Raw genomic sequence first — 15,709 nt, 5'->3', positions numbered from 1 at the left:
TTTCCTCCGATTTCAGTTTGACGGCTTAATCACTTTCTTATCTTGCTCTGTGGGATAGCCAGCGCTTCAGCCACGCCGATACCGTAAGCCGGTTCCGCTTTCATGCAATTGCCGATGTGCCTGAGCTTGACCGCCTCCGGGGCATCGGCCATAGCACGGGCCGTATTCTCGAAAAGCGCCTTCTGCTGCGCCGGATTCATAAGGAGAAAGAGCTTTCCGGGCTGGGTGTAATAATCATCGTCATCCTCCCGGAAATTCCAGTGATCCACAGCCCCTTGCAAAGCAAGCGGCGGCTCTCTGAAGTCCGGCCGTTCCTGCCATTCGCCAAAGCTGATGGGCTCATAACCCAAAGTGCTGCCGTAATTTCCGTCAACCCGCATGGCGCCGTCTCGATGGAAACTGTGATAGGGGCAGCGGGGGGCGTTGACCGGAATCTGGTGATGGTTGACGCCCAGACGGTAGCGCTGTGCATCGCCATAGGAAAAGAGCCGCCCCTGCAGCATCTTGTCCGGCGAGAACCCGATGCCGGGAACGACATGGGCCGGGGTGAAGGCCGATTGCTCCACCTCGGCGAAGTAGTTTTCCGGGTTGCGGTTCAACTCCAGAACGCCGACCTCGATCAGGGGGTAATCCTTATGATACCAGACCTTCGTCAGATCGAAGGGATGATAGGGACACGTCGCGGCGTCCTTTTCCGGCATGATTTGAACATAGAACGTCCAGCGGGGAAAATCCCCCCCTTCGATGCTTTCATACAGATCGCGCTGGTGGGTTTCCCGACACTTGCCGATGGCCGCTTCCGCCTCCTGATCGGTCAGGTTTTTGATGCCCTGCTGTGTTTTAATATGGAATTTGACCCAGAAACGCTGGTTCTTGGCATTGATGAAACTGTAGGTATGGCTGCCGAAGCCGTGCATGTGACGATAGGTGGCGGGAATGCCCCGATCACTCATGACGACGGTTACCTGGTGCAGCGCTTCCGGCAGGGAACTCCAGAAATCCCAGTTGTTCAGGGCGCTTCGCAGGTTTGTGCGGGGGTCTCGCTTGACGGCGTGGTTAAGATCAGGAAACTTCAGCGGATCGCGTAAAAAGAAAACCGGCGTATTGTTCCCCACCAGATCCCAATTCCCCTCGTCCGTGTAAAACTTGACGGCAAAGCCTCGGATATCCCGTTCCGCGTCGGCGGCACCACGTTCACCCGCCACCGTGGAAAAACGCACGAAAAGATCGGTTTTCTTACCGATTTTGGAAAAAATGCTGGCCCGGGTGTACTTGGTTATGTTGTGCGTTACCGTAAAAGTCCCATAGGCGCCCGACCCTTTGGCGTGCATGCGCCGCTCGGGAATGAGTTCACGGTCGAAGTGGGCCAGTTTCTCCAGGAACCAGACATCCTGAAGCAACTGCGGCCCCCTCGGCCCGGCAGTGAGTACGTTCTGATTGTCTACCACGGGCGCCCCGGCCCTGGTGGTCAATTTTTTTGTTTTCTTCATCCGTTTCCTCCTCCTTTATGTCATGTTTATGTCATGTCTTTTCCCCCCGCGGGGATAAACGGTCCCGTTACTCCCCAGAGGTAATGTTACGGCACACATTTCCTAAATAAGAATTTATACTATTCGACAAATAATGCAACGTTTCTTTTTGATCTAAATGGATTCGGAAAGGCAGGCTTGGCAGATGCCGTGAAGAACGACGCTCTTTTGATCGACTCTTCCCCATGTTCTGATTTCATCGGGAAGGGAAATCTCTTCCATGGCTGGCCATTGAAAATCCACAATTTTACCGCATTGGCAGCAAATCAGGTGATGATGAGGTTCCACGACCGCCTCGAAGCGAGCCAGGCTTTCCTTCGTTTCGAGACGACTGATCAGGCCATGGTGGGTCAGGGTGGCCAGCGTCCGATAAACGGTATCGAGAGAAAGGGTCGGCAATGTCGTGCGCAGCCGCCGATGTAAGGCCTCCGCCGTTGGATGGTCTCGCGCCGTGAGTAATTCACGATAGATTCCCAAACGTTGCGGAGTCAGCTTCAAGCCGGCTTTTCTGCAGGCAATTTCAAAACACCTCCGTCTGTGGGCCATGGATTCCATACCGAGCTTTCCTGAATCGACGAAATGAATAATAATTAATAGTAAAAATACGGACATATGTCAAGTTCATTGTCCGCCCATGTCTCGCCCCGGTTGCCGGAGAAATGATGGACAGGCGGGTTTAATTGATATAAACAGTCACATCATATAGAAAGTGCATATGGTGGGCTTTCGCCTTCGGCGGATCGGCCGTCATGTTGCAACCTACCCCGGAAGGAGGACTCAGAAAAGAGATGTCACAGGCGAGGAGAGGCAGTCGGGTAAAAATTTTCTACACGGGAAAACTGAAGGACGGCCGTGTCTTTGAAACAAACGTCGGCAATGCGCCGCTGGCATTCACGGTTGGGAAAGGCAAGGTCATCCGGGGCTTTGAAAACGCCGTTATGGGAATGAAGGCGGGTGAAACCAAAACGGTCACGATCAAGCCGGTTGACGCCTATGGAGCAAAGGATCAGACCCTGGTATGGCATGTCCCCCAATCGGAATTTCCCGACGGAATGATAATCGGCATCGATAACGATGTGGCCTTCACCCGTGCCGACGGTGTCGAAATAGACGGTCGTATTACAGACATGGAGGGGGATCTCGTCACGATTGACGGGAACCACCCTCTGGCTGGACGCAATCTGACCTTTGAAATCACGCTCATCGATATCGGATGACTGCAAGGCCTCAATGCCGGGGAAAAGCTGTACCTTGCCAGTCCTTTCATGAACCGGCATTTTTACGGGCCTCGCCGAGAAAAACCCGGTACTGAAACACATTATACATGATGATGACGGGGAGGATGAGGCAAAAGACTATCAGCATCACATACTGGGAGCGGGGAGAAGAAACAAACAGCGAAATGGACGAAAGGGCGGGGATAAACCCCGGGTAGGTACTGAACAGGGCGAAAGAAAGACTGATGAAAGAGAAAACCGCCAGAAAGAACAGGGGTTTTTTCTTTCCATGCGTCAGGCAGCGGAACAGGATGACAGACAGAAGCAGAGCGATCCCGAAAGCCGTGTAAAGGATTAGGGGGTGCTGCGGCCGTGGAATGCCAAGCAACACAATCACGCAGGCGACGGTCACGACGAGAGCGGATGACGCCTTGCGGGCAACGGCGTAGAAAAGGCTTTCACTGTCTCCCGATGTCTTGGTGATCAGATAGGTGGCGCCAAAAAGGATATAGGAAAAAATCAGGGTCAAGGTCAGGCCGAGGGTAAAGACGTTCCCGGGCAGAGCCGATGCCGGAAACTGAAAAAAGGCGTAATAATAAATGACCTTGAGGGTGAAAACGGCGAGCAGCGCCTGGGAAAATGTCAAAATGATACTGCCCAGGGAAAAAAGGAATGTCCAGAGTCCGGGGGATTCGTTTAATTCGAGCAACTCCAAAGAGATGCCGCGAATGGCGATCCCCACGATGAGCAGGAAGACGGGCAGATAGAGAAACGGCAGCATGCGGCCGAATACCATGGGAAAGGACCCGAACAGAAGACCGGCGAAAACGACCAGCCAAGTCTGATGGGCATGCCACACTCCGGAAAAGCTTTCAACCATTTCCTTCCGCAAACGGGGCTCACGAATCCACAAGCTCAGCATTCCGATACCGGAAACGAGCCCGTCCAGAACCAGGTAGGTCAGGAAGATGAGAGCCAGAACGAAAACCCAGGCGTATCCGATATAAGGCTGCCAGTATCCAGTCACTATGAGATCCCTCACCGTCTAAACGCAGTGCCCGTTCCGGGCGGCGGTTTTTCAAATTCAGGTCCCCGGCCGATGATACGGCCTCCCGCATAAAGAAATATCAGAAACAGCAACGCATACCCGAGGACATAGGCAAACAAGGTAAATGCCACGTGGTCGGCCGGCAACCGCGATACCCCTTCACCGGTACGCATCACCCCGTATATGATCCAGGGCTGGCGCCCCATTTCCCGTACAATCCATCCGGCCTCCACGGCAACGTAAGCGGCGGGGATGGCGAACAGCCAGGCGTAGAGGAACCACTTGTTCCGTGTGAGGCTTTTTTTCTCGAATCCTCCTTTACGCCAGAGCCAGCCCGACCAGATCACCAGAAACACGAGGGCGAAACCCACGGTAAACATGATCCGGAAGCTGTAAAAGGGTATGGTGACGGGGGGAATGTCTTCTCTGGGGAATTCGTTCAACCCGGTCACCTTGCCAGTTGGGCTGTAGGTGAGAAGGAAACTCAGCAGGTATGGGAATTCGATCGCCCAGTCGTTTCGCCCCTCGTCCGGATTCGGCCGTGCCAGAAGAATCCAGGAGGCCCCTTCGCCCGGAGCATTGGTATCCCAGTGTGCTTCAATGGCACCCAGTTTGGCCGGCTGGTGTTCCGCGACGGCTTTTCCTGAAAAATCCCCCTGAACGACCTGGATAAAAGCCAGGAAAAAGGCTGTAACAACGGCGATCTTGAAGGAGCGAAGGAAAAAATCGACATGCCGCTGCCGGAGCAGGTACCAGGCGGAGATACCGCCTATGACAAAAACGGTCGTTTCCAGACAGGCGATGTACATATGTAGAAAACCGACCCAAAAATCTGGATTGAAAATCGCCTGATAATAATCCGTCACGACATACCGGCTCCCTTCGAATACGACACCGGCCGGGGTTTGCATCCAGGAATTGGCCGACATGATCCAGAACGCCGACATGGTGCTGCCCAGAGCAACCATCCCCGTGGAAAAAAGGTGCAGGCCCGGGGGCAGCCTTTTCCAACCCCAGATCATGATACCGAGAAACGCCGACTCAAGCATAAACGCCATGGTGGCCTCGAGTCCGATGAGTTCACCGATGAACCCGCCGCGCTCTGCAGCAAAACGAGCCCAGTTTGTACCGAACTCGAAGGACAGGGGGATACCCGTAACCACTCCCATGGCAAAATTCAGAAGGAACAGCCGCGTCCAGAAACGGGCCTGCCAATAGTAGAACAGGTCCTTTCGTTTGAGCCAAAGCAGCTCCATGCAGAAAATATAGATGCTGAGACCGATGCCCAGGATGGGCCAGAGAATATGGAACAGAGCCTTGAAGGCGAACTGCATTCTTGACAGGATCAGGGTATCGGAAAGGAAATCCAAGGAGCCTCCATGATGAAAAAACTCGGCCAAGCCTTATGCACGCAACCGAAACCGCTCTTGGAAAATTCGACTAACAGCTTTATCTGCAGGCGTCAAGGCCTTTGTGGTAAAAATCCGGTTCATGGTGTAATCAACACAAATCAGGAGAAGACGTCATCATGCAAGAATTCAGGTTGGTAACCGATTTTGAACCTCGGGGCGACCAGCCGGCTGCCATCACGCAACTTGTCGACGGTATCCAGGCGGGCAAAGCGCATCAGGTTTTGCTGGGTGTAACGGGATCGGGGAAGACCTTTACCATCGCCAACGTGATTGCTGCAAGTCGAAGACCGGCGCTCGTGATTGCGCCAAACAAAACCTTGGCGGCGCAACTCTACGGGGAGTTCAAAAACCTTTTCCCGGAAAACGCCGTCGAATACTTCGTCAGTTACTACGATTACTACCAGCCGGAAGCCTACATCCCGAGCACGGACACCTATATCGAAAAGGACTCCTCCATCAACGACATCATCGACAAGATGCGTCATGCGGCAACACACAGCCTGTTCGAACGAAATGACGTCATCATCGTGGCCAGCGTCTCCTGTATTTACGGTCTTGGTTCACCCGAAGCCTATTCGGGTATGCTCGTCCGCCTGGAGGAGGGAATGGAAACGGATCGGGAGGCGGTCCTGAGGAAACTGATCGAAATTCAATACGAGCGAAACGACGTGGATTTTCATCGGGGCACCTTCCGGGTACGGGGGGATGTGGTGGAAATCTTCCCGCCTTACGAAGAGGACCGGGCCTACCGCGTCGAGTTCTTTGGAGACACCGTTGAAGCCATCTCCCTAACCGATCCGCTCCGAGGGAAAAAACTGGAAACCCTCAAGCGTATCGCCGTCTATCCCGGCAGCCACTACGTGACAACGCGGGACAATCTGGATCGAGCGATTCGCGACATACGAATAGAACTGGGCACGACCCTCCAGGATCTGAATAAACAGAATAAACTGCTTGAATCCCAGCGTCTGGAACAGAGAACCCACTTCGATATTGAGATGATGGAAGAGATGGGCTACTGCCAGGGAATCGAGAATTATTCGCGACATCTGACGGGACGAAAACCCGGCGAGCCGCCGCCGACACTGATGGAATACCTGCCCCGGGACGCTCTGATTATTCTGGACGAAAGCCATGTCACCGTTCCACAACTGATCGGCATGTACCGGGGCGACCGGTCACGAAAGGAGACACTGGTCAAGTTCGGGTTTCGCCTGCCCTCCGCTCTGGATAACCGACCTTTGCGCTTTGAAGAATACGAACGGTTTCCACAACAGCGGATTTATATTTCGGCCACCCCGGCCCAATATGAAATCGGTAAGAGCGGGGGCAAAGTGGTTGAACAGATCATTCGTCCAACGGGGTTGATCGACCCGGAAATTGTGATTAAACCCGTGAGCCAACAGGTGGATGATCTCCTTGAGGAAATTCGGAAGCGGGTGAAAAAGGGGGAGCGGGTTCTCGTCACGACATTGACGAAAAGGATGGCGGAAAATCTGACGAGCTATTATCACGACCTGGGCGTGCGGGTGAAATACCTCCATTCCGATGTTCAAACTCTGGAACGCGTGGAAATCATACGGGATCTTCGCCTGGGGATCTTCGATGTCCTCGTGGGTGTGAACCTGCTTCGGGAAGGGCTTGACCTCCCGGAGGTTTCCCTTGTGGCCATTCTCGACGCGGACAAGGAGGGTTTTCTCCGGTCCGAACGATCACTCATCCAGACGAGCGGGCGTGCGGCCCGCAACGTGGGCGGACAGGTGATCATGTACGCCGACCGGCTTACGGGATCAATAGAGGCCTGCCTGCGTGAGACGAACCGTCGTCGGGAGATACAGAGCCGATACAATATGGAAAACGGCATCACTCCCGAAACGGTGACGGCCAACATTCACGATATTTTGGGTTCAATTTATGAAGCCGATTACGTGGAGCCGGGGAAGATCGAGGAAAGAAAACGCCCCTACGACTCAACGGGTGATCTGAAGGAAGAAATTGAAAGACTGACCCGTGAAATGAAAAAGCTCGCCAAGAATCTGGAGTTTGAAAAAGCCGCCGAAATACGGGATCAGATTGCTGAACTGCGCGACTGGATGCTCAGATAAGGGGAACGCGGAAGATTTCGTTGAAACCCGCAGGGGTTTTTGTTAGCTTGCCATCGATGAGTTTCAGTTCCCGCGTTCTTGTGTCCGGGGCCATATCGAAGAATGCATTCATATCAGCCTGACGTGCTTACAGTTTAGAGATTTTTCTCTTTGCCAGGGCTTCAAGCCCGACACAAACCTTACGGCATGACCTCGCACAGGACAGACAAAAGGGGACATTCAGAGCGCCTTATTAAAGTAAATGCAGGAGAATATGGAAAACAGAATTGCCGTTCTGTCCCGTGAGGTGGCAGACCAGATCGCCGCCGGGGAGGTGGTTGAAAGACCCGCATCCATACTGAAAGAACTGCTGGAAAACGCGATCGATGCCGACAGCACCGAATTGAGCGTTAATCTGGAGCAGGGCGGATGCAAATCGATCCGGGTGAGCGACAACGGACAGGGCATTGATGCCGGTGAGGTCGGCCTGGCTTTTCAGCGACACGCGACCAGCAAAATCCAGTCGGTTGACGATATCTTTCACATCATCACCTATGGGTTCCGTGGAGAAGCCCTGCCCAGCATCGCCTCCGTCGCCCGCGTTGAAATGATCAGCCGCAAACGCAATGCGCTGTCCGGGAGCCGGGTCGTGCTTGACGGCGGCAAGGTCGAAACGATTCAGGAAATCGGGTGCCCCGAAGGCACGACAGTGAGCGTCACCCATATTTTCGATCATGTCCCGGCACGCAAAAAATTTCTAAAATCGGTTTCGAGGGAACAGGCGGCCTGCATGGAGGTCCTGGTACGAATTGCCCTGAGCCGGCCGGAATTAAGGCTGAACGTGACAGCGAATGGCCGGGAAGTGCTTCGGGTGCCCCATGTGAAAAAAATCTCCGATCGCCTTGCCCTGGTCCTGGGAGAGGACGTGGCAGAGCATATGATCAGGGTTCATGCTGAAAAGGGAAACGTACGCCTGGACGGGATGATCACGCGACCGGATTATTCACGTGCCAACACGAGGGGCTATTACTTTTTCGTTAACGGACGCTTCGTCAGGGATCCCCTGATCAGCCATGCCGTCATGACGGGTTATCGGCGGGTGATCCCGGAAAAACGCTATCCCATACTCGTATTCTTCATCGATTTGCCACCGGAGGATGTGGACGTGAATGTTCATCCGGCCAAAACGGAAGTGCGCTTCCGCAATCCCCGGGATATCTACGACTGCGTCGTTGAAGCCGTCGTCTCCGGGCTTGGCGCCGGATCCGCAACAGAAGGGATATGGAAACACGCAGGCGAAATAACGGCGGACCCCTCCTACAGACAGCGGGTGGAGGAAGCGCTCAAGCGTTACACCCTGGTAACAGGCGCCAAACGTCCTGTCTACCATTCGAGCGCCGGCCCCAAACCGGTGTCGTCCTTCACCGGTTTATGGGATGGTTCCGGACTACGGGACTTGCATGAAAAAACCGCGGACGGCTCACCCTTGCCGGGTATTCGTTTTTCAGACCTGGATTACCTGGGGCAGGTTGGAGCGGCCTATCTGGTTTTTTCCGGTGGAGACAAAATGGTGGTCATTGACCAGCATGCCGCCCATGAACGGATCCTTTTCGAAAAAATCCGCGCCGCGGCCCAAAAGCGGGCCGATTTTCGTCAGGCCCTCCTGGTGCCGGAGGTCCTGAGCCTCTCCCCGTCGGAATATGAACAGTTCCTCAGCGCACAGGACATCCTTGCCGAAGCCGGGATCGACATCGAACCTTTCGGCGACAACACCGTCCTGTTGAAATCGATTCCCGCACTGCTGACGAATCTTTCACCCAAGCAATTTCTACAGGATCTCGTCACGGAAACGCTGGCAGGGGGGAAAATTCTATCGACCACGGCTCTTAAAGAAAAGCTGTTCATCATGATGGCCTGTAAAGGAGCGGTCAAGGCCAATCACACCCTCACGGACGACGAGGTAAAATCACTCTGTGCGGAAATGGACACCACCCCCTTTAACGCCACCTGTCCCCATGGCCGACCTGCTTATCTTGTCTACAATCTGTCGGATCTGCAAAAGCTCTTCAAGCGGACATGAACCCCCCTCGCCCCCTCCTGCTGGTCATCGTTGGTCCCACCGCTTCCGGAAAAACGGCGGTCGTCCATACCCTGGCAGACGAGGAACCGGGCTCGATTATCAATGCCGATTCGATGCAGGTTTACCGCCACATGGATATCGGCACGGCCAAACCGTCCCTCCAGGAACGCAAGACCCTGCCCTACCACCTGATCGATGTGGTAAACCCCGATGAGCCATTTAACGCCGCTATCTTTCTGGACATGGCACGCAAGGTGATAGCCGGCCGCCGGATGGATGACCGGCCTGTTTACGTGGCCGGAGGCACCGGGCTTTATGTACGGATCCTGCTGGGCGGGCTGATTACCGGCCCGGGGCCGGATGACGCGCTACGGAAGCAATATAAAAACATGATCGCCCAATTTGGAAAGGGATATCTTCATGATTTGCTCAGGCAACGGGATCCGCAGGCAGCCGGACAGATCAACCCCAACGACGCCGTGCGTATGATCCGAGCCCTTGAAGTACTCGATCTGACAGGCGAATCGATCATAAAAAAGCAGACGGAACATGCCTTTCAGGCAAACAGAGAGTATCGTTATCTGAAAATAGGCATCCGGCAGGAAAGGGAAAGGCTGCGGCAACGAATTGAAAGACGGGCCGATGAAATGATCGAAGCCGGTCTCCTGCACGAAGTGGAAAGCCTCCTGGCAATGAACTACGGGGAAGACCTTAAAGCGATGCAATCCCTGGGGTATCGTCATATGGTCCGGCATCTCAAGGGTGACTGTACCCTGGAGGACGCCGTAGCGGAAATGAAGCGGGATACCTGGAAGTATGCCAAGCGCCAGATGACATGGTTCAAGAGGGATAAAGAAATCCTGTGGTTCGACCCGGACAGGCTGTCGGAAATCCGCCGCCGGATCAGCACGTTCAGTTCCGGATGAACCGGTAAAAGAGCTGAAATGCCTTGACTTCAAGCAATGATAAATATATGGATTTAGCCGAACTCAAGCGGGTTGTCGTGGGTTTCAGGATCTCATGTGGCAGCCGGAGGAGAAGACGTTGACCATGCAAGGAAAAGGCTCACAGTGGTTCATGCTGATGCTGGCCGTTTTTATGGCTGCGGCCTTAATATCCTGTGGAAGCAAGAACAAAAAGCCGACCGTGAAGATGGTGGAATCGTCGGACATTTACACTGATGCGGGCATGAAGCTTCTGAATGATGGGCAATACGAGGATGCGGAACGCGAATTTTCCTGGGTCCTTCGAAAAAACCCGAAGGATCCGAAAGCCGCCATCGGTCGCGCCATCGCCAGAATCCATCAGGCCCAAAATGACGATGCCCTGGGTGATCTGAAAAATGGCTGTAAACATGCTAAAATAAGTGATGATAAGGTTTTTTGCCGGGTTGCCGGGATCAGGATCCATTCTCAGGACAAGCGGGACAAACGATGGTTTCTGAAAACAAAAGAGGCCTTCGACGCGGCCATAAAAATCGATCCGCAAAACAGCGAGGCCTACTACTACATGGGCCTGGCCTGCAGGGATAATCTGAGTTTCGACGAGGCGGCCAGGATGTTCAGGCAGGTTATCGCAATCGGCGGCAGACTTGCGAGGGATGCGGAAGAACAACTGTTTCAGATCCAAACAATTCAAAAGGTCATGGCTGTCACCAAAACCGGAAGGAAAATCGTCCTGGTCGAGCATATCACGCGGGCTGATTGTGCCGCGATCATCATGGAAGAAATAAAACTGGAGAAGATATTGACCGGGCAGCCTCAGGCGGCCGAGGGGAAAAGCAAACATCCCGAAAAAACAGCCGCCGCCAAGGATATCGAGGGTCAGCCTTACCGGATCCATATTGAGAGCGTTTTGCGTTTAGGTGTCAAGGGCCTGGAAAAATATCCCGACGGATCGTTCCGGCCCGAAGAAATCGTCAATCGGGCGACCTATGCCGTTGTCATGGAAGATGTTCTGGGGCGCCTGGCCGGCAACACGGAACGGCGAAAATCTTTTGAGGGGACCCCATCGCCGTTTCAGGATGTGAAACCGGATCATGCCTCCTATGAAGCCGTGATGACGGTGACCACACGGGGAATCATGGGAATGAAAAACCCGATTGCGGCTCTTTTTTCTCCCCTGTCCTCGCTATCGGGAGTGGAGGCTCTTTTAATCGCACACAAGTTGAAAGAAGATTTGAACATAGACTGAAAAAATCGCCGAGATCGGAAAACAAGACCCGAGAAAGAAGCTCCCCCATTTCATTCCCTCTGAATCCGCCGTCGGCGTCGATCTCAGGGGGATCGTGATTTTTGAGCATTTTCCCCAGGGGATATCCGAAGACGAACCAGGAGCAGATTATGGCAAGTGAAGAACTCAGCAAGAATTTTGAACCCCATCAGGCAGAAGAACGCTGGTATGCCTATTGGCTGGAAAACCGGTTTTTTCACGCGGAGGATACAAGCGAAAAACCTCCCTTCTCAATCGTGATTCCCCCTCCCAACGTGACGGGCATTTTGCACATGGGTCACGCTCTGAACAATACCCTGCAGGATATCATCATCCGTTACAAAAGAATGCAGGGCTACAACACGCTGTGGATGCCTGGAACGGATCACGCCGGGATCGCCACCCAGAACGTCGTGGAGCAGGAGCTCGCCAGGGAAGGGATTTCCCGTCATGATCTGGGCCGGGAGAAATTCATTGAACGCGTCTGGGAATGGCGGGAAAAATACGGCGGCGCCATTATCAATCAGCTGAAGAGACTGGGCAGTTCCTGCGACTGGGAACGGGAACGTTTCACCATGGACGAAGGTCTGAGCAAAGCTGTTCGGGAGGTTTTTGTCCGTCTGTATAACGAGGGGCTGATCTATCAGGGAGATTACATCGTCAACTGGTGTCCCCGTTGTCACACGGCCATTTCCGACCTGGAAGTCGAATATCATGAGGAGGCGAGTTCCCTCTGGAATATCCGTTACCCCTATGCTGATGGAAGCGGTGATATCATCGTCGCCACGACACGGCCCGAAACCATGCTGGGAGACACGGCCGTGGCCGTCCACCCCGATGATGAGCGCTACAGGGATAAAATCGGCAGGGAAGTCATCCTGCCCCTGGTGAACCGGAAAATTCCCGTCATCGCCGATGATTATGTCACAATGGAATTCGGTTCCGGCGCGGTGAAAATTACCCCGTCGTCGGACCCCAACGATTTCGCCATCGCCTTGCGGCATAATCTGGAGATTATCAAGATCATGGACGGGAACGCGATGATCACCGAGCATGGAGGGGCCTACTGCGGCCAGGATCGCTACACCTGCCGGGAAAACGTGGTGCGGGATCTTCGGGAGCAGGGATACCTCGTGGACACGGAACCCTACGCGCATAACATCGGCAAGTGCTACCGCTGCAAAACAGACATTGAGCCGATGGTTTCCAAACAGTGGTTCGTCAGGGTCACCCCCCTCGCCAAGGAGGCCATCGCCGCCGTTGCCTTAGGCAATACGCGCATTGTACCCGCCACTTGGGAGGCGACCTACTTCGAGTGGATGAACAATATCCGTGACTGGTGTGTTTCGCGGCAGATCTGGTGGGGGCACCGGATCCCGGTCTGGTACTGCGATGCCTGTGGGAAGGTCATAGTCGACATGACCGATCCGGACCATTGTCCCGACTGCGGATCGGGGAAACTGTGCCAGGAAGAGGACGTCCTCGACACCTGGTTCAGCTCCGCATTGTGGCCCTTTTCCACCCTCGGCTGGCCGGAGGAAACAGAGACACTGAAAACCTTCTATCCCACATCACTCCTCGTTACCGGGTTCGACATTCTTTTCTTCTGGGTGGCCCGGATGATGATGATGGGGCTATACAACATGAAGGATGTTCCCTTTCGGGATGTTTATCTCCATGCCCTGGTACGGGACGAAAAAGGGGACAAAATGAGTAAATCAAAGGGCAATATCATCGATCCCCTGCACATGATCGACAAGTACGGCGCCGATGCATTCCGTTTCACCCTGGCAGCCTTCGCCGCCCAGGGGCGGGATATCCGAATGTCTGAAGAGCGGATTGAGGGGTATAAGTATTTCATCAACAAGATCTGGAACGCCACCCGCTTCACCATGATGAATCTCAACGGCCGTATGGAACAATATGAGACACCCGGTGAAGGCAGCAAGCTCCTTCCCGATCGCTGGATACGGGCCCGTTTGAACCGGACCGTCGATGATGTCAACCGCCACCTTGAGGAATACCGTTTTAATGATGCCGCCGCCAGTATATACCAGTTCATCTGGCATGAGTTCTGTGACTGGTACCTAGAGATGATCAAACCCACACTCTATGGCAGGGAGGAAGAAGGAAAAAGAGGGGCCGTCCAGAAAACCCTTGTCATGGTCCTGAAGACGTCCCTGAAGCTCCTTCATCCTTTTATGCCCTTCCTCACCGAGGAAATTTGGCAGAAATGCATCCATGACGGGACATCCGTCATGGTGAACCCTTTCCCCGAACCGAATGAAGCGCTGAAGGACATCTCGGCGGAAAAAGAGATGGCCCTGCTCATGGAAGTCGTTACGAAAATTCGTAACATCCGTAGCGAGATGAACGTGTCCCCCTCCAGGAAAATTACCGTTACGATTTCCGTACCGGACCCGGCAGCCAAGTCCGTCATGAACCGGGACCGTCACTACATCATCAATCTGGCGAATTTGGAATCCCTGAATATCGCGGGGGATATGGCCGAACCGAAGGGAGCCGTAACCGGGGTCGTCGCCGCCATGCGCATCTTTGTTTTCCTGGAGGGGGTGGTGGACATTTCCGTCGAAAAGCGCCGTTTGCAGAAGGAGATGGCCAAAATGGAAAAAGATCTCAGGCAGGTATCCAATAAACTCGCCAATCAGGATTTTATCAAGAAGGCGGCACCGATGGTAATCGAAAAGGAAGAATTAAAATACAAAAATCTTCGCGATAAATTCACCATTCTTGAAAACCTGTACAAAAAATTCGAAGGGATACAGGGGGCCGACCATTAAGGTGAATGCAACGCAACTGAAAAAGCTTATTGAAACCGCTCTCGCCGAAGATCTCGGGTGGGGGGATGTCACAACATCGTCCGCCCTGACGGGCAGTGAAAAGGGTAAAGCGGTGGTCATGGCAAAAGATGATATGATTGTGGCCGGTTTGGAAGTATTTGCCACCGTATTTCATTGTGTTGACCCCTCCCTTGTGCTGCAGAAAATAAAAAATGACGGCGACCTCGTGATCAAGGGGGAGATTATTGCGGAAATCAGAGGTAATCTCGGTCACATCCTCCGGGCAGAGCGGGTGGGGCTGAACATCCTGCAGCGTCTGTGCGGTATTGCCACGGAAACCGGTCGATATGTCACCGCGGTCAAGGATACACGGGCCAGAATTGTCGATACAAGAAAGACACTCCCGGGATTCCGCGTGCTGGACAAGTATGCCGTGACGGTCGGGGGCGGACATAATCATCGTTTCGGTCTGAGCGACGGTATCTTGATCAAGGACAATCACATCGATGCAGCGGGAGGAATCACCGAGGCGGTTTCCCGTTGCCGACGAAAGGCGCATCATCTGCTGAAAATCGAAGTGGAATGTCGTAATCTGGATGAGGTGAAAGAGGCGCTTGCCTGTGGGGCCGATGTACTCATGTTGGACAACATGTCCGTCAGCCAGATGAAAGAAGCCGTGGCTTTGGCAAACGGAAAGGTTCCGCTCGAGGCATCGGGCAATGTCAACCACGAAACGGTCAGGGATATTGCCGCCACCGGAGTCGATTTCATCTCCGTAGGGGCGATCACCCATTCGGTGAAAGCGGCCGATATCTCCCTTCTGATCGAAAAGGAAGGCTAGGTCCGGCTGATATCGCAACAGGACTGGACAGGGACAAGGAAGGAGAGACCTATGCTACTGGTCATTGATGTGGGCAATACCAATACGGTGCTGGGGGTCTATGACGGTGATGTCCTGGTTCATGACTGGCGCATCAGAACCGTCATCGATCATACGGTGGATGAATACGGCATGCTCATTTATTCACTCTACAAATCCAGCAACATCAGCTCCAAACAGATCGACGACATCATCATCTCCTGCGTTGTTCCACCCATGCTGAATATCCTGGAAACGGTCTGCCTGAAGTACTTTCAGACCACTCCGTTGATTGTCGGACCAGGCGTAAAAACGGGTATGCCGATTTTTTACGACAACCCAAGGGAAATCGGCGCGGACCGTATTGTCAATGCCGTGGCCGCATACGAAAGGTGCCGGAGGGACCTGATCGTTGTTGACTTTGGAACGGCAATGTCTTTCGACTACATTTCCCCCAGGGGTGAGTAC

General features: G+C 53.7%; 12 protein-coding genes. 8 read left to right on the top strand and 4 right to left on the bottom strand.

All coding sequences use genetic code 11. From position 1 onward, the window contains the following. Window positions 1–29 precede the first annotated feature (29 nt). Both GX147_03695 and GX147_03690 read right to left on the bottom strand, forming a co-directional pair. Window positions 30–1,490, bottom strand: a complete 1,461-nt coding sequence (locus GX147_03695; GenBank protein NLN59808.1) for a catalase — start codon at window positions 1,488–1,490, stop codon at window positions 30–32. Between the two features lie 153 nt (window positions 1,491–1,643). Then, window positions 1,644–2,084 (bottom strand): transcriptional repressor, encoded by a 441-nt coding sequence (locus GX147_03690; GenBank protein NLN59807.1) that lies wholly within the window; start codon window positions 2,082–2,084, stop codon window positions 1,644–1,646. A 233-nt stretch (window positions 2,085–2,317) separates the two neighbouring features. On the opposite strand from GX147_03690, the gene GX147_03685 reads away from it, so the two are divergent. After that, complete coding sequence (locus GX147_03685) at window positions 2,318–2,746, top strand: peptidylprolyl isomerase (GenBank protein ID NLN59806.1); 429 nt, start codon at window positions 2,318–2,320, stop codon at window positions 2,744–2,746. A 46-nt stretch (window positions 2,747–2,792) separates the two neighbouring features. Here GX147_03685 and GX147_03680 read toward each other — a convergent pair whose 3' ends face one another. Together GX147_03680 and GX147_03675 are read right to left on the bottom strand one after the other, a co-directional pair. Further along, entirely contained in the window at window positions 2,793–3,773 is a 981-nt protein-coding gene (locus GX147_03680) for a hypothetical protein (GenBank protein NLN59805.1), read from the bottom strand. An 11-nt stretch (window positions 3,774–3,784) separates the two neighbouring features. Next, a complete protein-coding gene (locus GX147_03675; protein NLN59804.1) occupies window positions 3,785–5,164 on the bottom strand; it encodes a cytochrome ubiquinol oxidase subunit I in 1,380 nt (459 codons plus the stop codon). 158 nt (window positions 5,165–5,322) lie between these two features. Here GX147_03675 and uvrB point away from each other — a divergent pair, with 158 nt between their 5' ends. From uvrB to GX147_03640, 7 genes are all read left to right on the top strand, one after another. Further along, window positions 5,323–7,311 (top strand): excinuclease ABC subunit UvrB, encoded by a 1,989-nt coding sequence (gene uvrB, locus GX147_03670; protein NLN59803.1) that lies wholly within the window; start codon window positions 5,323–5,325, stop codon window positions 7,309–7,311. A gap of 253 nt (window positions 7,312–7,564) precedes the next feature. Further along, window positions 7,565–9,370 (top strand): DNA mismatch repair endonuclease MutL, encoded by a 1,806-nt coding sequence (mutL, locus tag GX147_03665; protein NLN59802.1) that lies wholly within the window; start codon window positions 7,565–7,567, stop codon window positions 9,368–9,370. Beyond that, entirely contained in the window at window positions 9,367–10,296 is a 930-nt protein-coding gene (miaA, locus tag GX147_03660) for a tRNA (adenosine(37)-N6)-dimethylallyltransferase MiaA (GenBank protein NLN59801.1), read from the top strand. Before mutL ends, miaA begins: the two co-directional genes overlap by 4 nt. 124 nt (window positions 10,297–10,420) lie before the next feature. Next, on the top strand, window positions 10,421–11,563 hold the full coding sequence (locus GX147_03655; protein ID NLN59800.1) for a tetratricopeptide repeat protein: 1,143 nt from the start codon (window positions 10,421–10,423) through the stop codon (window positions 11,561–11,563). A 149-nt stretch (window positions 11,564–11,712) separates the two neighbouring features. Further along, window positions 11,713–14,382 (top strand): valine--tRNA ligase, encoded by a 2,670-nt coding sequence (locus GX147_03650; protein NLN59799.1) that lies wholly within the window; start codon window positions 11,713–11,715, stop codon window positions 14,380–14,382. 1 nt (window position 14,383) lies between these two features. Next, the gene (nadC, locus tag GX147_03645; GenBank protein ID NLN59798.1) at window positions 14,384–15,223 is read left to right on the top strand and encodes a carboxylating nicotinate-nucleotide diphosphorylase; all 840 of its coding nucleotides are present in this window, start codon (window positions 14,384–14,386) and stop codon (window positions 15,221–15,223) included. Between the two features lie 51 nt (window positions 15,224–15,274). Continuing rightward, the coding region (locus tag GX147_03640; GenBank protein NLN59797.1) for a type III pantothenate kinase at window positions 15,275–15,709 on the top strand (435 nt) is incomplete at its 3' end.

Source organism: Deltaproteobacteria bacterium (assembly GCA_012522415.1).
GTDB lineage: Bacteria > Desulfobacterota > Syntrophia > Syntrophales > JAAYKM01 > JAAYKM01.
This window is presented reverse-complemented; position numbering and strand designations above follow the sequence as displayed.